This is a genomic window from Pseudomonas sp. Pc102 (assembly GCF_018408275.1).
In the GTDB taxonomy this organism is placed as follows: Bacteria; Pseudomonadota; Gammaproteobacteria; order Pseudomonadales; family Pseudomonadaceae; genus Metapseudomonas; species Metapseudomonas tohonis.
This window is the reverse complement of record NZ_AP021905.1, coordinates 1,605,181-1,627,661: the sequence shown is the minus strand read 5'-3', so window position 1 is coordinate 1,627,661 and position 22,481 is coordinate 1,605,181. Positions and strand designations below refer to the sequence as shown.

At 66.8% G+C, this 22,481-nt stretch carries 7 protein-coding genes and 1 pseudogene; 4 read left to right on the top strand and 4 right to left on the bottom strand.

Annotated elements, in window-relative coordinates; all coding sequences use genetic code 11:
- Window positions 1–171: 171 nt before the first annotated feature.
- Window positions 172–2,303, bottom strand: a pseudogene (gene recQ / locus PHLH3_RS07665) (DNA helicase RecQ).
- 136 nt (window positions 2,304–2,439) lie between these two features.
- Here recQ and PHLH3_RS07660 point away from each other — a divergent pair.
- From PHLH3_RS07660 to lapD, 4 genes are all read left to right on the top strand, one after another.
- Window positions 2,440–3,024 carry a YecA family protein gene (locus PHLH3_RS07660; RefSeq protein WP_213628778.1) on the top strand — a complete coding sequence of 195 codons (585 nt, stop codon included), beginning with the start codon at window positions 2,440–2,442 and terminating at the stop codon, window positions 3,022–3,024.
- Window positions 3,025–3,037: 13 nt separating this feature from the next.
- Window positions 3,038–3,439, top strand: coding sequence for a YbaN family protein (locus PHLH3_RS07655; protein WP_213628777.1), 402 nt, complete (start codon window positions 3,038–3,040; stop codon window positions 3,437–3,439).
- A gap of 89 nt (window positions 3,440–3,528) precedes the next feature.
- Complete coding sequence (gene lapG, locus PHLH3_RS07650; RefSeq protein WP_213630459.1) at window positions 3,529–4,212, top strand: cysteine protease LapG; 684 nt, start codon at window positions 3,529–3,531, stop codon at window positions 4,210–4,212.
- 3 nt (window positions 4,213–4,215) lie between these two features.
- Complete coding sequence (lapD, locus tag PHLH3_RS07645; RefSeq protein WP_213628776.1) at window positions 4,216–6,171, top strand: cyclic di-GMP receptor LapD; 1,956 nt, start codon at window positions 4,216–4,218, stop codon at window positions 6,169–6,171.
- 369 nt (window positions 6,172–6,540) lie between these two features.
- Here lapD and PHLH3_RS07640 read toward each other — a convergent pair whose 3' ends face one another.
- The 3 genes from PHLH3_RS07640 to PHLH3_RS07630 all read right to left on the bottom strand — a co-directional run bounded on the left by PHLH3_RS07640 (window position 6,541) and on the right by PHLH3_RS07630 (window position 22,132).
- Window positions 6,541–6,882: a hydrolase gene (locus PHLH3_RS07640; protein WP_228723558.1), complete on the bottom strand. Its 342-nt coding sequence runs from the start codon at window positions 6,880–6,882 to the stop codon at window positions 6,541–6,543.
- A gap of 275 nt (window positions 6,883–7,157) precedes the next feature.
- On the bottom strand, window positions 7,158–7,496 hold the full coding sequence (locus tag PHLH3_RS07635) for a tryptophan synthase subunit beta (protein WP_173177022.1): 339 nt from the start codon (window positions 7,494–7,496) through the stop codon (window positions 7,158–7,160).
- A 77-nt stretch (window positions 7,497–7,573) separates the two neighbouring features.
- Complete coding sequence (locus tag PHLH3_RS07630) at window positions 7,574–22,132, bottom strand: retention module-containing protein (protein ID WP_213628775.1); 14,559 nt, start codon at window positions 22,130–22,132, stop codon at window positions 7,574–7,576.
- Between the last annotated feature and the right edge of the window lie 349 nt (window positions 22,133–22,481).

The window sequence follows — 22,481 nt, the reverse complement described above, 5'->3', positions numbered from 1 at the left end:
GCGGAAAACCACCTACCTCACATAGACGGTCCATCGTCGCGGGCCCTGCGCCTCCTGTCGGGGCCGGCGACCTCACATCGCCGGCCGGAGGCCTAGGTGCACATTAGTAGCAGGCGGAATCCGCCACAAGTCGTCGGGCGCGTCTTATGCGGCGCGCCCGTGACGGCGGCCTCAGGACTCGAACTCGGCCTGCAGCGCGGCACGCACGCAGTGGAGCACGCCTTCGGGACCTTGCCGCCGAGCATCTCGGCCACCTCGGCGACGCTGGGCAGCTCGCCCTCGCCATCGAGGAAGGCGTCCTGCACCGCGCCGAGCATCTCCTCAGGCAGGTCCAGCGCCTGCTCCAGGCTCAACTGCTGCTCGCTGATGGCCTCGGCCAGCAGCGAATAGACGTTCTTCTCGGTGCAATCGAGCTGGCGCGCGATCTGCGCCGGGGTCATGCCCGCACGGGCCAGGCTGACCAGCTCGTGGCGCAGGTCGGCCACCGCGCGCGGCGCCGGCGCGGCGTCGGCGCCACCGTTGAGCACTTCGAGGAAGGCCTCGCCGTAGCGCTCCAGCTTGCGCGCACCGACGCCGCTGACCCGCGCCATCTCCGCCAGGGTGCCGGGCTTGCTGCGCAGCATCTCCAGCAGGGTGGCGTCGGGGAAGATCACATAGGGCGGCACGCTATGCTCCTCGGCCAGCTTGCGGCGCAGGGCGCGCAGGGCCTCCCACTGCTCGCGCTCCTCGCCACGCACCAGCTGGCTGGCGGCACTGGCCGCCGGCTTCGGCGCCTTGGTCGAGAGGTCGCGGCGCAGTTGCAGGCTCACCTCGCCCCGCAGCAGCGGGCGGCAGGCGTCGGTCAGGCGCAGGCCGCCGAAGCCGTCGAGGTCGACATCCGCCAGGCCACGGGCGACCAGCTGGCGGAACAGCGTGCGCCATTCCCCCTCGGACAGCGCCTTGCCCATGCCGAAGACCGACAGGTGCTGGTGGCCGGCGGCGCGGACCTTCTCGTTGTCGCGGCCCAGCAACAGGTCGACCAGATGGCCGACGCCGTAGCGCTGGCCGCTGCGGTAGATGGCCGAGAGCGCCTGGCGCGCGGGCTCGGTGGCGTCCCAGGTCTGCACGCCGTCGACGCAGATGTCGCAATGCCCGCAGGGTTGCGGCAGCTCCTCGTCGAAATAGGCCAGCAACGCCTGGCGGCGGCAGCGGATCTCCTCGCACAGCGCCAGCATGGCGTCGAGCTTGTGCTGCTCGATGCGCTTGTGGCGCTCGTCGCCCTCGGAGTTGTTGAGCATCTGCTTGAGCAGCAGCACGTCCTGCAGGCCGTAGGCCATCCAGGCATCGGCGGGCAGGCCGTCACGGCCGGCGCGGCCGGTCTCCTGGTAATAGGCCTCCAGGGACTTGGGCAGGTCGAGGTGGGCGACGAAGCGCACGTTGGGCTTGTCGATGCCCATGCCGAAGGCGATGGTCGCCACCATGATCAGCCCCTCCTCGTTGAGGAAGCGCTTCTGGTGGTAGGCCCGCAGGTCGCTGGGCAGGCCCGCGTGGTAGGGCAGCGCCGGGTAGCCCTGTTCGGAAAGGAAGGCGGCGACCTCGTCGACCTTCTTGCGCGACAGGCAATAGACGATGCCGGCGTCGCCACGCCGCTCGGCGAGGAAGGACAGCAACTGCTTGCGCGGGCTGTCCTTGGCGACGATGCGGTAGAAGATGTTCGGCCGGTCGAAGCTCGAGAGGAAGCGCTCGGCGTTCTGCAGGTGCAGGCGCTGCACGATCTCCTCGCGGGTGCGCATGTCCGCCGTGGCAGTCAGGGCGATGCGCGGCACCTCGGGGAACAGCTCGGCGAGCTGGCCCAGCTGCAGGTATTCCGGACGGAAATCGTGCCCCCACTGGGAAACGCAGTGGGCTTCGTCGATGGCGAACAGGGCGATGTCCAGGTTCTGCAGGAAGGCCAGCATGCGCGGCTGCACCAGGCGCTCCGGCGCCAGGTAGAGCATCTTGATCTCGCCCCGGCGGATGCGGTCGGCGATATCGCGCTGCTCGTCGTTGCTCAGGGTGGAGTTCAGCGCCACCGCGGCCACGCCGAGCTCGTCGAGGGTGGCGACCTGGTCCTCCATCAGCGCGATCAGCGGCGAAACCACCACCGCCAGCCCGTCGCGCATCAGCGCCGGGACCTGGAAGCACAGGGACTTGCCGCCGCCGGTGGGCATCAGCACCAGCACATCGCCGCCCTTGGCCACGCGATCGATGATCGCCGCCTGGTGGCCGCGGAAGGCGTCGTAGCCGAATACGTCTTTGAGGATGCGCTGGGCGTGGTCGAGCATGCGGGTCTCCGAATGAAGCCGCGCATTATACGTCAGCGAACGACCGAGGAAGCCCTCGCCCATCGGGGCCGCTTTTGCCGCGGGCCTCCCACTCGACTAGAATCCACCCTCGTTTATTCCTCAAGGTAGTCCCACGATGTCCTTCGCTGAGCAACTGTCCCGCCTGCAAGCCTTCCTCGATGCCGATGACCTGCACGAAGAAGCCCTGGACTACGTGGCCGCCCATGGCTACCTGACCGCCCTGTGCATCTGCCCGGACCAGGTTCCGGAGCGCGAGTGGATCGACGCCCTGTTCGCCGAGCCACCGCACTACCGCAGCGACGCCGAGCGCGAGGAGGTCGAAGCCACCCTGCTGCTGCTCAAGGCCCACATTGCCCGCCAATTGGCCAGCGACGAAGACCCGGAGATGCCCTGCGACCTCGATTTGGGCGACGACCCGGACGATTCCGACCTGCGCGGCTGGTGCATCGGCTTCATGGAAGGCGTGTTCCTGCGCGAGTCCGTGTGGTTCGAGGACGCCGAAGAGGAAGTCAGCGAGCTGCTGCTGCCGATCATGGTCGGTTCCGGACTCTTCGACGAACAGCCCGAATTCGCCGATATCGCCGCCGATCGCAACCTGGTCGACGAAATGGTCGAGCAGATCCCCGAGCTGCTCACCGCCCTGTTCCTGTTGTGCAACGCCCCGGAAGAAAAGCCCGCCCTGCTAAAGCCGCGTCACTGAGACGGTCGCGCTGATGGCGCACGGTGATATCCGCCAGAGCCGCAACCCGGCAGTGCGCTACGTACTACTGGTGGTCGGCTGGCTCGCCGTCGTCCTGGGTGTGATCGGCATCTTCCTGCCGGTATTGCCGACCACACCCTTCCTCCTTCTCGCCGCTGCTTGCTTCGTGCGCAGCTCGCGTCGCTTCTACCTCTGGCTCGTCAACCACAGGCACCTCGGCCCCTGGATCAGGGACTACCTCGAAGGCAGCGGCATCCCGCTCAGGGGCAAGGTCTACGCCATCGGCCTGATGTGGATCAGCATCGCCTTCTCCTGCTACCTGGTGCCCATGCCCTGGGCGCGCGGCTTCATGCTCACCAGCGCCGTGCTGGTCACCGTCTACATCCTTCGCCAGAAGACCCTGGGCCGCGACTGAAACCCCGTCTTCGAACATCGCCCGAGCCCACCGGCAAAAAGCCCGACCACCACCTAGACTGCACTGATCCAAGGGCGGAGACCCTGATGATGCAGCTAGGGCGGCGTGCGAAAGCGAAGCAAGGACGGCCACGAACCGCGTGGCTGGCCCTGCTCGCCTGCCTGCTGGTCTCGGCGGTCGCCGCCAACTGGGATTTCGGCCTGATCCTGCAGAACGCGCAGAAGCGCTACGGCAGCCTCGGCACCGCCAAGGAGCGCATCGAGGCCTGGAGCGCACTGATCGACAGCAGTGGCGAGCTGCAGGAGAAGGAGAAGCTCGCCACGGTCAACCGCTTCTTCAACCGCCAGCTGCGCTTCGTCGACGACCAGCGCAACTGGGGCGAGAACGATTACTGGGCCACCCCCGTCGAGGCCCTGGTCAAGGGCGCCGGCGATTGCGAGGACTACTCCATCGCCAAGTACTTCACCCTGCGCCGCCTCGGCATCCCGTCCGAGAAACTGCGCATCACCTACGTCAAGGCGCTCAACTACAACCAGGCACACATGGTGCTCACCTACTACGCCAGCCCCAGCTCGGACCCGCTGGTACTGGACAACCTGATCGGCGAAATAAGGCCGGCCTCGCAACGCAAGGACCTGCTGCCCGTGTACGCCTTCAACGCCGAAGGCCTGTACACCGCCGGCAAGCGCAGTGGTGACAGCAAGAAGCTTTCGCGCTGGCAGGACATCCTGCAGAAGATGCGCGCCGAAGGCTTCGCCATTGGAGAGGGATAGACGATGTCGTTACTCAAGCAGCTGTTTCTGGCGATCTGCCTGTTCCTCGTGGTGGCCTTCACCGGCAGCTTCCTCGCCGGGGTGGAAAGCTCCCGGGAACAGCTGCGCAGCCAGTTGCGCTCCCACGCCCAGGACGCCGCCACCGCACTCGCCCTGTCCATGACGCCCCACGTGGACGACCCGGCGATGATCGAGCTGATGGTCAGCTCCATCTTCGACAGCGGCTACTTCGCCCGCATCCGCGTAGTCAACATCGCCGATGAGAAGGTCATCGTCGAACGCCAGGCCGACCCGACCTCCGACAAGGTCCCCTCCTGGTTCGTCCGACTCGTCGACCTGCGCGCGCAGGGCGGCGACGCCCTGATCATGCGCGGTTGGGAGCAGGCCGCGCGGGTCGAGGTGCTCAGCCACCCGCAATTCGCCCTGGCCAAGCTCTGGGACAGCGCCATCGGCAGCCTCCTCTGGCTGCTGCTCTGCGGGCTGGTCAGCGCCGTGCTCGGCGGCTTCCTCCTGCGCACCCAGCTGCGCCCGCTGGACAACATGGTGCAGCAGGCCCAGGCCATCAGCCGCCGCGAGTTCCTCACCCTGCCCCGGGTGCCGCGCACGCCCGAGCTCAAGCGCGTGGTGCTGGCCATGAACCAGATGGTCGACAAGCTCAAGACCCTGTTCGCCGAAGAGGCCGCGCGCAGCGAGAAGCTGCGCGAGGAGGCCTACCAGGACAGCCTCACCGGCCTGGCCAACCGCCGCCAGTTCGACATCCGCCTGGGCAACCAGCTGGCCGTGGCCGAGCAGAACGCCGCCGGCTACCTGCTGCTGCTGAGGGTCAACGACCTCGGCGGCCTCAACCAGCGCCTCGGCGGCCAGCGCACCGACGCCCTGATCGGCGCGATCGGCGAACTCCTGAAGAGGCTGGTGGAGGACCGCGGCAACCCCGACTGGCTGGCCTCGCGCAGCCGCGGCGGCGAATTCACCCTGCTCGCCCCCGGCCTGGACAACGAGGACGCCGACCGCCTCGCCCAGAGCCTCAGCGACTCCCTGGAAAGCCTGCGCGGCACCGGCGCCAGCGACTGCACCCCAGTGGCACACCTGGGCATCGCCGCCTTCCGTCCCGGCGAGGACGCCACCAGCGTCATCGGCCGTGCCGACCAGGCCCTGGCCCAGGCACAGAGCAACCCGGCGCACCCGTGGGAGCGCCTCGACGACTACCAGGCCGCACCCAACCAGGGCCTGCACAGCTGGCGCGCCTGGATCGACGAAGCCCTGCAGCAGGGCAAGCTGCAGCTCTACTTCCAGCCCGTGGCCGAATGCGCCGCCCCCGCGAGGCTGCTGCACCGCAAGGTCCTCGCACGGCTTCTCGACCCGCAGGGCGAGGCCGTGGCCGCCGGGCGCTTCCTGCCCTGGATCGAGCGCCTGGGCTGGGCCGCGCGCTTCGACCTGGCGATGCTCGAACACACCCTCGCCCACCTCGACCGGCACCCCGAGCCGCTGGCCCTGAGCCTGTCCGCCGCCACCCTGCGCGATGACGCCACCCAGGAACGCCTGCTCGCCATGCTGCGCGCCCATCCGCAACACGCCGAGCTGATGACCCTGGAAGTGGACGAACGCTTCCTGCCCCCGCCCGCCGCGCTGGAGAAACTCAGCCAGGCCGTGCGCGAGGCCGGTTTCCACCTCGGCCTGCAACACTTCGGCGGGCGCTTCAGCCTGATCGGTAACCTCACCCACCTGGGGCTGGCCTACCTGAAGATCGATGGCACCTACATCCGCGCCATCGACGAGGAGAACGACAAGCGCATGTTCATCGAGGCGATGTACCGCGCCACCAACAGCATCGACCTGCCGCTGATCGCCGAGATGGTGGAAACCCAGGGCGAGCTGGCCGTGCTCGGCGAGCTGGGCATCCAGGGCGCCATGGGCCGCCTCATCGGCCCGCCCGCCCCCTGGAGCGAAACCCAGGCCTGATGAATGTTGGCCGGCGGCGCACCCGTGGGAGCGGTTTCAACCGCGAAGGCCGAGGCACTCGCCCCAACCCTTTTCGCGAATGAATTCGCTCCCACAATGAACTCGCTCCCACAACGACGATGCGCTGCGCCGGGCCTCGCTTTGTTGGGCCTCGCTGCGCTCGGCACCAACCTACGGCACGCGCCTGTGGGAGCGGTTTCAACCGCGAAGGCCTAGGCACCCGGCCTAGCCCTTTTCGCGAATGAATTCGCTCCCACAACCCAAACACCACCCACCCCGCAGTCTTCGTAGGGTGGGCTTCAGCCCACCAAGCCGCCCGCAAAAGAAAACGCCCGCATCTGCGGGCGTTCTCGTTACGGGTGGAGCCGGTTAATCGTCACGGTTGGTGTCGTTGTCGCTGTCATGGTCACTGCCACCGAACTGGGCGTCACGGTAACCATCGTTGTCCAGATCGTGATCACTGCCACCGAACTGGGCATCGCGGTAACCGTCGTTGTCCTGATCGTGGTCGCTACCACCGAACTCGGCATCACGATAGCCATCGTTATCCAGGTCATGGTCACTGCCGCCGAATTGGGCATCTCGATAACCATCGTTGTCCAGGTCGTGGTCGCTGCCACCGAACTGGGCATCACGATAGCCATCGTTATCCAGGTCGTAATCCACCGCATGGGCCGTCACCGCCCCAAGCGCCACCACAGTCAAAAGCACGCCCAACACACGTCTGGTGAAGACACCCGCTTTTGTCGCCATCTCGCTTATCGCTCCTGAAGAGGACATGACGGCCGCAACCCGGGTCACCCTCGGTGGACCGAGGAGCCGTCGCGCAATAGAACGCAACGGCAGGCGCCGGTTCTGTCGCCTCCGGGGCATTATCCTTTGCCATTCGTTTCAGGCAGGAAAACCCGTGGGAGCGCTTTCAACCGCGATGGGCCAGGCAGCCGCCCGAGCCCTTTCGCGCAGGATTGCGCCCCGGCGAACAGGGCTCAATAAGGCAGGCGCCCCTCGTCCTGCACCAGGCTGCCGAGCCCTTCCACCTGGGCGCGGGCCTGGGCGCGGTGCTGGAGCTTGTTGCGCGCGGCCTCGGGCAGGTCGGTGTAGCGCATCACGCCACGGTCGACGAGAACGCTGACCAGGTCTTCGATCACCCGCACGAGCTCCAGGTCGGAATGCTGCAGCGACATCAGGTGCTCGTGCAGCGAGCGGCTGGCCAGCCAGCTCTGCACCTCCGGATCCGCGGCCGGCATGCTGTGGGTCATGTTCTCGAAAGGCTCCGACTCGACCCGCAGCACCCGGCCCCGCTCATCACGCTGTACGTACACCATGGACTGCTCTCCCCAGCGAATCCGCATAAAAAAGGCCCGCCACCCGGAAAGGTGGCGGGCCGCCTCGTTCAAAGAGCTTAGACGTCAACCTTCAACGTGCCATCGCCCAGCATGCTGGAGATCACACCGCCGGCATCCGCCACCCCGTAGGAGGTCTGCAGGTTGATGCCGTCGAGCACGATGGTCGGGCCCGCCGCCCCGGCACCGGTGCCATTGGAGTCCACCGTGATGGTGGTGCTGGCCCCGAAGCTGAAGGTCAGGTACTGGCTCAGGCTGCCCAGGTTGGCGTGCTCACCGGAGAGCAGCTGCGACAGGTCCAGCGAATCCAAACCCTTGGCGAAGTCGGTGATATGGGTGGTCCCCGTCTCGCCCGCCAGCCACTTGAAGGTATCGGCACCGTCGCCGCCGCTGAGGATGTCATTGCCACCGTTGCCGATCAGGGTGTCGTTGCCTGCCAGTCCACTCAGCGTGTTATCCCCGGAGTTGCCGGTGAGCACATCGCCGAAGTTGGAACCGATCAGGTTCTCGATGCCCGACAGGGTGTCGGTGCCCGCGCCGCCGGTGTTCTGCGCCGCCGCGGATGCCAGGCTCACCGTCACGCCGGAGGTCGCGTCGATGTAGCTGGCGGTGTCGTTCCCGCCACCGCCGTTGAGCGCGTCGTCACCGGCGCCCCCTACCAGCAGGTCGTTGCCGTTGCCGCCATTGAGGGTGTCGCTGCCGGCCCCGCCGATCAGCACGTCATTGCCACTGCCACCGGCGAGCGTGTTGCCGAGGGTGCTGTTGTCGATGACGATCTGGTCGCTGCTGTCACCCGAACTGCCGATGGTGCCGCTGTTGTCCCGGTCTACATCGACTGCACCGGCACTGCTGACCGCACCCTGCTCGTCCTTGGTGGTGTAGGTGAACGAGCCGCCCACCGAACCGCTATCGGTGAAGCTGGTGGTGCCCGCCAGCCCGGTGCCGCTGTGCGAGACCGAGCCACCGCTGGCACCTCCGACGCTGTTCAGCGAGAGGACATTGCTGTCCGCATCGGTGTCGTTCCACAGCAGCGCCCAGTCCGGCACCACCACAGAGGCGTTGTAGGCCACCACGTGGTCGGCATTGGCGACCGGCGCATCGTTCACCGCATTGAGGTGCACGTAGGCGATGGCAGAGGCACTGTCGGCGCCGCCGTTGGCGGTGCCGTCGCCATCCCTGACGGTAAAGCTCAGGGTGCGGTCCAGGGTGGACGGGTTGTCGGAGGTGTTGGCGTAGGCGATCTGCTGGATCAGCGCCTGGATCACCGCGAGGGTCGCCAGGTTGTTGGTGAAGCTGATCGTCAGGCTGCTGCCATTGGTGCCGCCAGCGATGGTACCGATGGTGGTGGTGCCCAGACGCAGGTTGCTGCCGCTCACATTGAGCTGACCGCTACCTGTACCCTGGTTGACCACCGACAGCTGGTCCGCCGTCGTGCCGTTGGCGGTGAAGGCCACCACCAGCGAGCCACCGTTGAAGTTCGGCGAATCGACATCGCTCAGCGTGACGCTGCTGTCGATGATCCTGACGCCGGCGTTCTCGGTGTAGTTCAGCGTGCCGCCCATGCCTCCCAGCACCGGCGCATCGTTCACCGGCGTGACATCGAAGGTGATGGTGTTCGGGTTCGGGTCCAGGTCGACCCCACCGTTGGCCGTGCCTCCGTTGTCCTGGACCTGGAAGGTGAACTTGGCGTAGCCGGTGCCGCTGGCGTTCGCCGCCGGGGTGAAGACCAGCTTCCCGGCATTGATGTCCGCCACCGAGACGGTGGTCCCCGCACTGATCGCGCTGCCGTTCAGCGTGAGCTGGCCAGCGGTGGGCAGCGTGGTGATCTTCACGGCGGCCAGGCTGTCGCCTTCGGCGTCGGAGAAGCCGAAGCTGCTCGCGCTCAGCACGTGGCTGGCGTCCTCAAGCAGGCTGAGGGTCGCGTCCGCACCGGCAGGCGGGCTGTTGGCGTCGATCACGTTGACCGTGAGGGTCGCGGTGTCGGTGGTGCCATCGGAGTCCACCAGGGTGTAGCCGAACTGCTCGGTGAGGTTGCTGGTGAGGCCGTCGGGTGCCACGTAGCTCCAGGCGCCGGTGGCGAAGTTGAAGGTCAGCTTGCCGTGCTGCGCCGTCTCGATGCCGGTCAGCACGCTGCCGGAAATCGGCGAGCCGCTGCTCGGGGTGATGGTCGAGGTGCCGTTCCAGGTGTAGGTGACACTGCCGATGGTGATCGACTTGATGAAGCCGGGGCCGTCCACGCCGTAGCTGTCATCGTCCGCCGTACCACTGACGCCATCGCTGCCCCAGAGCACGTTGCCCGATACGTCGCCACCGACCACCTGGCCGAGCAGCGCGTCCACCAATTGGCCGAAGCCGGCCACGTTGAGCGGCGACCCCTGCCCATCGAGGTCGACATCCTGCAGGCGGGCATTGTTGATGCCGTCGCCGATGCCCACCGTGGTGACGTTGATGCCATTGCTGTCGACGAAGTTGTTCCAGGCCGTCGCCGTGGCATCGGTCAGCGAGTTGCCGCCGGTTCCGGTCTGCTCGTTGGGGTTGCCGTCACTGATGAACACGACCTGGTTGCTCCACCCCGGGACCGGGGTGTAGGCACTCATGGTCTGCTGGATGCCGGCCGTGAAGTCGGTGTTGCCATCGAACGGACGGACCCCACCGGCAGCCGGGTTGAGGCTGTTGATCAGCGAACTGAAGGCCTCGACGCTGGTGACCGGCGCGTAGGACGCGGCGGTGGAGGAGAACGCCACGATCTGCAGCTGCACGTGCCCCGAAGTGCCGTCGAACAGCTCGGCACCGGCCTGCTTGACCGCGGTGAGCATCTGGTTGAGCTCGGTGTTGTCGATGCTGCCGCTGAAGTCGAGGACGAACACCACGTTGAAGTCCTTGCCATGGCCTTCGACCACGCTGGCGACATCGTTCTTGGCATCCGGACCGTTGTCCACGGCCACCACGTTGATGGTGGTCTGGGCGGTGTTGGAGTCCGTCGCGCCGTCGTTCACCACAACCGTCACGTTGCGTGGCGTGGTGCTCGGGTTGGTGCTGGTGCTGGAGTAGCGTACCGCCTCGATCGCCGTCTCGTAGGCCGCCTTGGTGGCGACGCCGGTAAGGGTGACGGTGATCTTGCCGGCGACGCTGGTATCCACCACACCGGTGATGCCGCTCGGCAGGCCGCTGGCGGTCAGCACGTCACCGGCCTGGGCGTTGGTCAGCACGACCTTGGCCGAGGCGATGGTGCTGTTGTCGATATCGGTGACCAGGGTGTCGATATCGGCGATGGCCACGGCCGGGGTGCCTTCGGTGTAGGTGGTCTGGTAACCGGTGCCCACCACGCCGCTGCTGTCGTTGCCGTCCAGGTCGAGCTGCGGAGCGTCATTGACCGCCGAGACGTTGATGGTGACCGTAGCGGTGTTGCTATAAAGGCTGCCGTCGCTGACCTGGTACTGGAAGGTCGCGTAGGGCGAGCCGTTCTCGTTGCCATCGGGCACGAACACCAGCTTGCCGGCATTGATGTCCGCCACGCTGATCACCTGGTTCAGCGTCACGGCCACGCCGTTGAGCTTGAGTACACCGTCGGTGGCCAGCTGGGTCACCTTGATGTTGTCGAAGGCGCCCGAATCGACATCGCTGTCGTTGATCGGCCCGGTGCCGTCGTTGCCGAACAGCCCGGTGGCGGTGATGGTCACGGCATTGTCTTCGGTGGTGCTGAAGGTGTCGTTGACCGCCACCGGCGCGTCGTTCACCGCCGAGACATTGATGGTCACGGTGGCAGTGTTGCTGTACAGGCTGCCGTCGCTGACCTGGTACTGGAAGGTCGCGTAGGGCGAGCCGTTCTCGTTGCCATCCGGTACGAACACCAGCTTGCCGGCATTGATGTCGGCCGCACTGATCACCTGGTTCAACGTCACCGCCACGCCGTTCAGCTGCAGCACGCCGTTGCTCGCCAGCTGGGTCACCTTGATGTTGGCGAAGCTGCTGGAGTCCACGTCGCTGTCGTTGTCCGGACCGGTGCCGTCCGCGCCGAACAGGCCGGCGGCGGTGATGGTCACCGCAGTGTCCTCGGTGGTGCTGAAGGTGTCGTTGACCGCTACCGGCGCATCGTTCACTGCAGCGACGTTGATGGTGACGGTGGCGGTGTTGCTGTACAGGCTGCCGTCGCTGACCTGGTACTGGAAGGTCGCGTAGGGCGAGCCGTTCTCGTTGCCGTCCGGCACGAAGGTCAGTTTGTTGGCGGCGATGTCCGCCGCGCTGATCACCTGATTGAGGGTCACGGCGACGCCATTGAGCTTGAGCACGCCATCGGTGGCCAGTTGGGTGATCCTGATGTTGGCGAAGCTGCTCGAATCGACATCGCTGTCGTTGTTCGGGCCGGTGCCATCACTGCCGAACAGGCCGGTGGCGGTGATGGTGACCGCAGTGTCCTCGTTGGTGCTGAAGGTGTCGTCGACCGCAACCGGCGCATCGTTCACCGCAGCGACGTTGATGGTCACGGTGGCCACGTTGCTGTAGGTGGTGCCGTCGCTGACCTGGTACTTGAAGGTCGCGTAGGGCGCGCCGTTCTCGTTGCCATCGGGCACGAACACCAGCTTGCCGGCGTCGATGTCGGCCAGGCTGATCACCTGGTTCAGGGTCACGGCGGTGCCATTGAGCTGCAGCACGCCGTTGCTCGCCAGCTGGGTCACCTTGATGGTGGTGAAGGCGCCGGAGTCCGCGTCATGGTCATTCAGCGGGCCGGTGCCATCGGCGCCGAAGAGCCCGGCGCTGGTGATGGTCACCGAGGTGTCTTCGTTGGTGCTGAAGGTATCGTTGACCGCCACCGGGGCATCGTCAGCCGCCGTGATGTTGATGGTCAGCGTGGCGTCGGACGGGTCGCCGTCGGAGTCGACGATGGTGTAGCCGATGTGCTCGGCGGCGTTGCCGGTCAACCCGCTCGGCGCGGTGTAGCTCCAGGCGCCGGTAGAGAAGTTGAAGGCCAGCTTGCCGCCCAGGTCGGTGGTGATGTTGACCTGGGCGGTGGCATTGCTGCCGTTCCAGGTATAGACGTCGCCATCGACGGTCAGGGACTTGATGCCGCCCTTGCCGTCGGCGCCGAAGCCGTCGTCGTCGGCGGTGCCGGCGACGCCATCGCTGCCATTGAGTACGTTGCCGGAGACCATGCCGGTGCTGACCTGGTCGAGCAGGGTGTCCACCAGGTCGGAGAAGTCCCCGATCAGGATGGGCGAGCCGCTGCCGTCGAGGTCGACGTCCTGCAGGTTGTCATTGTCGATGCCGTCACCGATGCCGATGGTGGTGACGTTGATGCCGTTGTCGTTGATGAACTGCTGCCAGTCGGTGGCTGTCTGGCTGAGCAGGGCATTGCCGCCCTGGGTCTGCTCGTTGGGATTGCCGTCGCTGATGAACACGACCTGGTTGTTCCAGCCCGGGAGCGGGCTGAAGGCATCCATGGTCTTCTCGATGGCGGCGGTGAAGTCGGTGTTGCCGTCATAGGGACGCACACCACCGGGCTCGTTCGGGTCGAGGGAATTGATCAGGCTCTCGAACGCCGCGAAGCTGGTCACCGGCGCATAGGACTTGGCGTCCCCCGAGAAGGCCACGACCTGCATCTGCACGTCACCGGTGTTGCCGGCGAACAGGGCCTGGGCGGCGGCCTTCACCGCATCGAGCATCTGCCCGAGCTCGGCCTTGCTGATACTGCCGCTGAAGTCCAGCACGAACACCATGTTGATGTCCGGCGCCACGCTCTCGCCCACGGTCGCCACGTCGTTCTTCGCCACCGGGGTGTCGTCGTCGACGTTGATGTTCAGGGTGCCGTTGGCGCTGTCACCGTCCTTGTCGGTGACCTTGTAGGTGAGCTGGAAGGCCTGGTTGTTCTCGTTGTCGCCATCGGCGTGATGGATCGGTGCGTTCTGCACCACCGAGTAGGCGCCGGTCTGGCTGTTGGTCAGGGTCACCGTCAATACGGTGGTGGTGCCCTGCTTGATCACCAGGTTGTTGCCAGAGGTCTCGTAGGTGAAGCCCGCCGGTGCGCCGGTGTTGACCCAGCTGATGCTGCCGGCGTTGTCGTTGCCGTAGCTGTGGCTGAGGGTGCCGGTGGCGTTCTGCGAGTCGGCGTCATCGCCCGTACCGCCGGGAATGCCATTGGGCCGCGCGTCGTCGTCCAATTGCACCGTCTGGTTGGTCCCGGCGCTCGGGCCGTCGTCCTTGAAGCTGATGACCTTGCCGATGTCCAGGTTGCCGGTGGCGGTATCGCCGTCCTTGTCGGTCACGGTGGCGCTCAGGCTGATGTGCCCCGAGCCGAGGAACTTGGCCTCGTCCGCATCGGAAGTCGGGTGGACGATCGCACGGATCTGGTCAAGGGTGACCTTGCCGTCCGCACCAACGGTGAGGGTGAACACCAGGTCGCCGCCGGTGGCGGTACGGCCCTCGACCACGCCCGCGCCGTTGACGCTGAGCACTACGTTCTGCCCGCTGGCGGTATCCACCAGGCCGGAATTGGCGTTCTGCACGGTCAGCTTGTAATCCAGGCTCTGCAGCCCGTCGGCACCCGGCTGGACGTTGAACAGGCCACTGAAGTCGGCGGTGGCGTTCTGCATCAGGTTCGACTCGTCCACCTGCAGTTGCTGGGTGGCCCCCCAGGTGACGGTGGTGCTGACATCGTTGTAGTCGTAGTCGGAAGTAGCGGTCTTGTCCTCCCAGTTCTGGTTGCCGGCGCTGCCGGTGTCCTGCAGGTGCGAGCCGCCGGGGTTCAGCGAGGCGTCGCTGAACAGCACGTTGGCACCGTCGGCGCCGGTCAGCGGGGTGCTGCCGACGAAGGCCTGCCATTTGCCGCCCACCAGCTGGAAGGTGATGTCAGCACCGTTGGCCAGGCCGCCGTTGGCGCCACCGTCGGGGATGATGAAGAAGCCGGTGTGTGCCGGATCCAGGCTACTGATGTCGGCGCTGTCGCCGGCGCTCTGGTTGTGCACGTTGGCCCAGATCACCTTGCCGCTGACCGGGGTTCCGTCGTCGCCCTTGATGTAGTAGCCATAGCTGTTGCTGTAGCCGGCCGAGGTACCGACGAAGGTCACCGAGGAGTTCAGGTCCAGGGCGCCGACCTGGATGGTCGGGGTGTCGTCGTTGATGGTCACGGCCAGGCTGCCGGTAGCCGAGTCATCATCCTTGTCGGTCACCTTGTAGCCGACGTTGAGGGTGATGTTGTCCTCGGTGCCGGCGGTCGGGTGCATCAGCGGCTTGAGCAGATTGACGGTGTAGGCGCCGCTGGCCAGGTCGGTCAGCACCACGGTCATCAGGTCGCCACGGGCGCTGCTGATGGTCAGGGTGTTGGTCGAAGCGTTCCAGGTCGAAGTCACGCTCTCGCTGCCCAGGCTGGCGGGCCCGGTCAGTTCGATGGACTTCAGACCGTCGTTGCCGGCGTTGTAGTTCAGCGTGCCGCTGGTGCTGGTGCTGGCCCCGGCCGCATCGCCGGGACCACCGTTGATGCCACCGGACAGGCCCTCGTCGTCGAGCACGGCGGTGGCAGTGGTGTTGCCGGCGGTGGGCGCGTCGTCGCGGAAGCTGATGGCGTTGCCCAGGTTCAGGCTGGCATTGCTGGAGTCGCCGTCCTTGTCGGTGATGGTTGCCGTCAGTCTCACCAGATCGGCCGCGGACAGGCCGGTGGCCTGGTCCGGCCCGCTATTGGGGTTGTGCAGGACGGCCAGTTTCTGGTCCAGGGTGACCTTGCCGTCGGCATCCACCGTGACCTTGAAGGAGATCGCGCCGCTCTGGTCGCCGACCCGGCCGACCACGGCGTTGCCCTCCAGGTACAGCTTGATGTCGCTGCCGGTGGCGGAGTCCTTCAGGCCACTGTCGGCACCTGCGGCCTTGACCTCCAGCGCATAGGTGGTGGTGCCGGCGCCATCGTTGCCGTAGCTGCCGGTGAAGGCTCCGCTGAAGTCGCGGGTGGCATCGGTGGCGAGGGTGGTTTCATCCACCTGCAGGCTGCCGGATTCGACCTGGCCGGCGCTGATGGTCGGCGCATCGTCCCTGAAGCTGATGGCATTACCCAGGTTGAGGCTGGCACTGCTGGCATCGCCGTCCTTGTCGGTGATGGTCGCCACCAGTTTCACCAGGTCCGCGGCGGACAGGCCCGTGGCCTGGTCGGGCCCGGTGTCGGGCGAGTGCACGATGGCACGCACCTGGTCGAGGGTGACGTTGCCGGAAGCATCCACCGTGACCTTGAAAGCGATGGCACCGGTGGAGGTGCCGACACGGCCCACCACTTCGCCCCCTTCCAGGTAGAGCTTGATGTCGCTGCCGCTGGCGGTGTCCTTCAGGCCGCTGTCGGCGCCCTGGGACTTGACCTCCAGGCTGTAGCCGATGCTGCCGGCGCCATCGGCGCCGTAGTTGCCGGTGAAGGCGCCGCTGTAGTTGGTGGTGGCGTTGAGCGCGAGGTTGGTCTCGTCCACCTGCAGGCTGCCCACCTGGGCCTGGCCGGCACTGATGGTCGGGGCGTCGTCCTTGAAGCTGATGGCGTTGCCCAGATTGAGGGTGGCGCTGCTGGCATCACCGTCCTTGTCGGTGATGGTCGCCACCAGTTTCACCAGGTCGGCCGCACCCAGGCTGCTTTCCTGGTCCGGGCCGGTGTTCGGCGAATGGACGATGGCACGCACCTGGTCGAGGGAGACCTTGCCGTCGGCGTCCACGGCGAGCTTGAAGGAGATCGCGCCATTCTGGTCGCCCACGCGGCCGACCACTTCGCCGTTCTCCAGGTACAGCTTGATGTCGCTGCCGGTGGCGGTGTCCTTCAGGCCGCTGTCGACACCCGGGGACTTCACGTCCAGGGCATAGGTGGTGCTGCCGGCGCCATCGGCACCATAGGCCTTGATGAACGCGCCACTGAAGTCGGTGGTGGCGTTGCCGAGCAGGTTGGTTTCATCCACCTGCAGGCTGTCCGCGGGAATGGCCGTGGCGCGGATGCTGGGGGCGTCATCCTTGAAGCTGATGGCGTTGCCCAGGTTGAGGGTGGCGCTGTCCGGGTCGCCGTCGCGGTCGGTGATGGTCGCGACCAGTTTCACCAGGTCGGCGGCGGAGAGCCCCGTGGCCTGGTCAGGCCCGGAATCGGGCGAGTGCACGATGGCCAGTTTCTGGTCGAGGGTGACCTTGCCGTCGGCATCCACCGTGACCTTGAAGGAGATCGCCCCGCTCTGGTCGCCGACACGGCCGACCACTTCGCCCCCTTCCAGGTACAGCTTGATGCTCTGGCCACTGGCGGTGTCCTTCAGGCCGCTGTCGGCACCCTCGGCGCTGATGGCCAGCGCGTAGGTGATGGTGCCCGCGCCGTCACTGCCGAAGCTGTGGGTGAACGCGCCGCTGAAGTCACGGGTGACGTCGGTCGCCAGGAAGCTTTCGTCCACCTCCAGGCTGCCATTGGCGGCCTGGCCGGGGTCGATGTTCGGGGCGTCGTCACGGAAGCTGATGGCGTTGCCCAGGTTGAGGCTGGCGCTGCTGGAGTCACCGTCCTTGTCGGTGATGGTCGCCACCAGTTTCACCAGGTCGGCGGCGGAGAGGCCGGTGGCCTGGTCAGGCCCGGAGTCGGGCGAGTGCACGATGGCCAGTTTCTGGTCGAGGGTGACCTTGCCGTCGGCGTCCACCGTGACCTTGAAGGAGATCGCCCCGCTCTGGTCGCCCACGCGGCCGACCACCTCGCCACCTTCCAGGTACAGCTTGATGCTCTGGCCGCTGGCGGTGTCCTTCAGGCCGCTGTCGGCCCCCGCGGCGCTTATGGCCAGCGCGTAGCTGATGCTGCCGGCGCCATCCGCGCCATAGCTGTGGGTGAAGGCCGTGCTGTAGTCGAGGGTCTTGTCCACCAGCAGGTTGGTCTCGTCCACCTCCAGCGCGGCGCTGGCGATCTCGCCGGCGCTGATGCTCGGGGCATCGTCGCGGAAGCTGATGACCTTGCCGATGTCCAGGCCACCGCTGACGCTATCGCCGTCGCCGTCGGTCACCGTCAGGTTGAGCTTGACGTGGCCGGAGCCGAGGAAGGCCGCTTCGTCCGGATCGGACGTCGGGTGTTCGATGGCACGCAGCTGTTCGAGGGTGACCTTGCCGTCCGCGCCCACGGTCAGGGTGAAGACGACCTCGCCGCTGGCGTCACCGACGCGGCCCACGACCTGGCCGTTCTCCAGGAACAGCACCACGTCATCGCCGGTCTCGGTGTCCACCAGCCCGGAGGCCGGGTTGGTGACTTCCAGGCCGTAGTCCAGGCTGCCCAGGCCGTCGGCACCGGGCTGCACGTTGAACAGGCCGCTGAAGTCGGCGGTGGCGCTGGCGCCCTGCCCGAGGTTGGTCTCGTCCACCTGCAGTTGCAGGGTCGAGCCCCAGGTGACGCTGGTGCTGACGTCGTTGTAGTCGTAGTCGGAGGTGGCGGTCTTGTCTTCCCAGTTCTGGTTGCCGGCGTTGCCGGTGTCCTGCAGGTGCGAGCCGCCGGGGTTCAGCGAGGCGTCGCTGAACAGCACGTTGGCACCGTCGGCGCCGGTCAGCGGGGTGCTGCCGACGAAGGCCTGCCACTTGCCGCCCACCAGCTGGAAGGTGATGTCGGCACCGTTGGCCAGGCCGCCGTTGGCACCGCCGTTGGGGATGATGAAGAAGCCGGTGCTGGCCGGGTCCAGGTTGCCCAGGTCGAAGGTGTCGCCGTTGCTCTGGTCGTGGACGTTGGCCCAGATCACCTTGCCGCTGACCGGGGTGCCGTCGTCGCCCTTGATGTAGTAGCCGTAGCTGTTGCTGTAGCCGGCGTCGGTGCCGACGAAGGTCACCGAGGAGTTCAGGTCCAGGGCGCCGACCTGCAGGGTCGGGGTGTCGTCGTTGATGGTGACCGCCAGGGAGCCGTCGGCGGTGTCGCCATCGCCATCGGTGACCTTGTAGCCGACGTTGAGGGTGATGTTGTCCTCGGTGCCGTCGACGGTGTGCATCAGCGGCTTGAGCAGGTTGACGGTGTAGGCGCCACTGGCCAGGTCGGTCAGCACCACGGTCATCAGGTCGCCACGGGCGCTGCTGATGGTCAGGGTGTTGGTCGAGGCGTCCCAGGTCGAGGTGACGCTCTCGCTGCCCAGGGTGCTGGGCCCGGTGAGCTCGATGGATTTCAGGCCATCGGCACCGGCGTCGTAGCCGAGGCTGCCGCTGGTGCTGGTGTGGGCGCCGGAGACATCGCCAGGCCCACCATTGATGCCGCCGGACAGGCCCTCGTCGTCCAGGGTACTGGTGGCGGTCACCTGGGTGGCGCTGGGGCCGTCGTCCTCGAAGCGCACCACGCCGCCGATGCCGACGGAATCCACCGACACGTCGCCATCCCCGTCGGTGACGGTGACCACCGCGCGGATCTTGCCGGAGAGGTTCAGCGCCTCGTCATGGTTGGCGGTATCCGGGTGCTGCAGCGGGATGTACTGGGCGATGCTGATGCTGCCGTCCTGGCCGATGGCCACGGCGAAGGCCGCCTGGCCGTTGTAGGTGCCGCCATCCACGCGGCCGACCACCAGGCCGTTCTCCACGCTGAGCACGATGGACGAGCCGTCCAGGGTGGTGAGCCCCGAGTCGGCGTCCTGCACTTCCAGGCTGAGCACGGTGGTCGCGCCCTCCTGGTCCTCGCCGGTGGTACTGCCGGAGGCATCGACCACCGGCCCGTTGCTGGTGGCGTAGCCGGCCGCCAGCGCGGTGCCGGCATTGGCCACGCTGCTGAACAGCGCGATGACGCTCGGGCTGTTGGTGTCGTTGTCGTTGGCGTCGTTGCCCGGGGTCGGGGTGGCGGTGCCGTTCTGCAGGCCGGGGGTCTCGTCGTGGGTGACGCGAGCGCCTTCGACCACCTGGATGCTGGCGGTGGGGGCGTCGTCCTCGAAGCGGATGGCACCGCCGATGTTGACCGTGGCGACGTCGACATCGCCGTCCCCGTCGGTGACGGTGACCACGGCGCGGACCAGGCCGCCGAGGTCGACGCCCTCATCGCGGCTGCCGGTATCGGGGTGGTTCAGCGACATGTACTGGGCAACGCTGATGCTGCCGTCCTGGCCGATGGCCACGGCGAACACCGCCGCGCCGGGGCCCTGGTCGCCGCCGTCCACGCGGCCGACGATCAGGCCGTTCTCCATATAGAGGCGGATGCTCTGGCCATCGGTGGTGGTGAGGCCCGAATCGGTGCCGTCGCCGCCGTTGATCGCCAGGCTCAGCACCGTGGTGGCGCCTTCGTCGTCCTCGCCGGTGCGGGTGCCGGCGGTGCTGACCACGGGGCCGGCGCTGGTGGCGTAGCCCGAAAGATCGGTGCCGACGTTGGCCACGCCGGCGAACAGGGCGATCACATCCGGGTTGCTGGTGTCGTCATCGAGTGCGTCGCCCTGGGGCGTCGGGGTCTCGGTGCCGTTCTGCAGGCCGGCGCTCTCGTCGTGGGTGACGCGCACGCCTTCGAGTCGTTCGATGACGGCGGTGGGGCCGTCGTCCTCGAAGCGGATGGCACCGCCGATGCCCACCTGGGCGGTGTCCACGTCGCCGTCGCCATCGGTCACGGTGACCACGGCGCGGACCTTGCCGGCCAGGGTCACGGCGTCATCGGCGCTACCGGTGTCGGGGTGATTGAGCGAAACGTACTGGGCCACGCTGACGCTGCCATCCTGGCCGATGGCCACGGCGAATGCCGCCTGGCCGTCGAGGCTGCCGCCGACGATACGACCGACCACCAGCCCGCCCTCGAGGCTGAGCACGATGGAATGGCCATCGGTGGTGGTGAGGCCGGAATCGCTGCCGTCACCGTCGACGATCGACAGGCTGAGCACGGTGGTGGCGCCTTCGTTGTCCTCGCCCGTGCTGCTGCCGGAGATATCCACCACCGCGCCGTCGCTGGAGGCGTAGCCGGTGCTGGAAAGATCGGTGCCGGTGTTGGCGACGCCCGCGAACAGGCTCACCACCGACGCGGAACTGGTGTCGTTGTCATTGGCATCCCCGCCCGGGGTGGGCGTGGCGGTGCCGTTCTGCAGGCCGGCGCTCTCGTCATGGCTGACCCGCACGCCTTCGTTGGCCTGGATGCTGGCGGTCGGGCCGTCGTCGACGAAGCGGATCAGTTGGCCGATGTCGGCACTGGCAACGGCCTTGTCGCCGTCGCCGTCGGTGACGGTCAGCACCGCGCGGATCAGGCCGCTGAGGTCGATGCTGTCGTTGGCATCGCTGCCGTCGGGGTGATGCAGGGACTGGTACTGGGCGACGCTGATGACGCCGGTGTCCGGGTCGATGGCAATGGCGAACGCGGCGTTGCCGTCGGCATCGCGACCCACCACCAGGCCATTCTCGACGCTCAGGGTGATGGGGCTGCCTGCGGTGGTGGTGAGGCCGACCGCTTGTGCCTGCGGGCCCTGCTCGCCTTCGCCATCACCGCCCTCGCCTTCGCTCAGCGCCAGGGAATAGACGGCGGTGGCGCCGCCTTCGTCGGCGCCGAATTCATAGGTCGCCACGACCGCAGGAGCGGTGCCCTGGGCATAGGCGCGCATGTCGGACGAGGGATTGGCAACGCCATCGAACACGGCCAGCGGGCCGCTGACGTCATTGCTGCCCGGCTGCAGGCCGGCGCTCTCGTCGATGACCACTTCGCCGCCTTCGCGCGAGAAATCCAGACCGGCGCTGGGGCCGTCGTCGTTGATGGCGATGGTCAGCGGCACGGTGGGCGACACATCGCCGTCGAGGTCGAAGACGCGCACGCTGAAGTTATCGAACAGTTGGTCGTCGGCCCCGGTGGCATTGGGGTCGCTATGGTCGAGGCTGTTGTCGGTAAGGGTGTAGGTCCAGTTGCCTGCGGCGTCGAACACCAGCACCCCATAGGTGCCCTGAACGGTGCCGCCGCCAGCGACGTTGATCCAGTTGCCGCTCGCGTCCAGCACCTCGATGCGGCCGATGCCGTCGGGGGAATTGATGATCAGGGTGCCCGAGGTGGTCTCGGCGTCGCTGCCGGGGTTGCTGCCCGGCTGGCCGCCACCGCTTTCGCCGCCGTCCAGCGCTTCTTCGTCCACCACGCCGGGGCCGGTGACCACACTGCCTTCTCGGTCCAGGAAGACCACGGTCAGCTCGGGGCTGAAGTCGACGGGCGCGAGGATTTCAGCTTCAGGGAACAGCGGGCCGGCCGTGATCGGACCGGTGGGGAAGCCGATGGTCGGGTCCAGCGCTCCGCCGGTTTCCGAGAGCAGCACGAAGGAGTGGCCGCCACCCGCGCCGCCTGCCCCGCCGGCACCGCCAGCGCCAGGGCCAGCAGCCGTGGCCTCACCGGTCTGGGTCGGGTCCGCGCCGGCCTCGATCGCGGCCTGCAGTTGCTGGACGTCGGTCAGGTCCTGCTGGCTCGGCGGTTGCTGTTGCTGGGCGTCGGCAGTGGGGTCGACGACCGGCGTGTCGCCGTTGCTGGTGGCCAGCAACTGGGTGGTCAGGTTGAGACTGCTTTCGCGACCCAGTGTCAGTTCGCCGCCGTTGGCCAGGGCCACCGAGACTGCACCTTCGGAACCGGTGAGCAGTTGCTCGCCGGCAAAAAGCCTGTCGCCTTCAACCAGGGGCCGACGCGTTCCATCGCTTGCTACCGCGAACACCTCGCCTACAACCCGACTGACGACACCGATTACCGTAGCCATGAATCCTTCCTCCACCACAACTGCCGACCACCGCCGACACCTATCGCAAAAAGGGTCAAGACAGGCCTGCACCGGAGGTTTGGAAGAAGGAAAAACTGAAGCGGAATGGAACGACATTAATCAGGTCAAAAAATTCGCGACAAAAAATCGTCACTCATTCTCCGTGTCGTACTACTCCATCAGAACATCCCCGCCCCTTGGGCTCTGAACCTTGTTTGACCGCCCTAGCCGCTCGCGCTGAATGGCCTGAAGGCCTGATTAATCGCGGCTGACAGGAAAAGAAGATGTGCCCGATTGTGAGGAGTGCATAAGATTTTTTCGGCATAAATCATGTGAGAAAAATTTCTTA

What these genes read in the sequence shown, in the direction of transcription:
- PHLH3_RS07660 (WP_213628778.1), top strand. Translation starts at nt 2,440, where the DNA reads ATGTCCTTCGCTGAGCAACTGTCCCGCCTGCAAGCCTTCCTCGATGCC.
- lapD (WP_213628776.1), top strand. Translation starts at nt 4,216, where the DNA reads ATGTCGTTACTCAAGCAGCTGTTTCTGGCGATCTGCCTGTTCCTCGTG.
- PHLH3_RS07630 (WP_213628775.1), bottom strand. Translation starts at nt 22,132, where the DNA reads ATGGCTACGGTAATCGGTGTCGTCAGTCGGGTTGTAGGCGAGGTGTTC.
- lapG (WP_213630459.1), top strand. Translation starts at nt 3,529, where the DNA reads ATGCAGCTAGGGCGGCGTGCGAAAGCGAAGCAAGGACGGCCACGAACC.
- PHLH3_RS07655 (WP_213628777.1), top strand. Translation starts at nt 3,038, where the DNA reads ATGGCGCACGGTGATATCCGCCAGAGCCGCAACCCGGCAGTGCGCTAC.
- PHLH3_RS07635 (WP_173177022.1), bottom strand. Translation starts at nt 7,496, where the DNA reads ATGGTGTACGTACAGCGTGATGAGCGGGGCCGGGTGCTGCGGGTCGAG.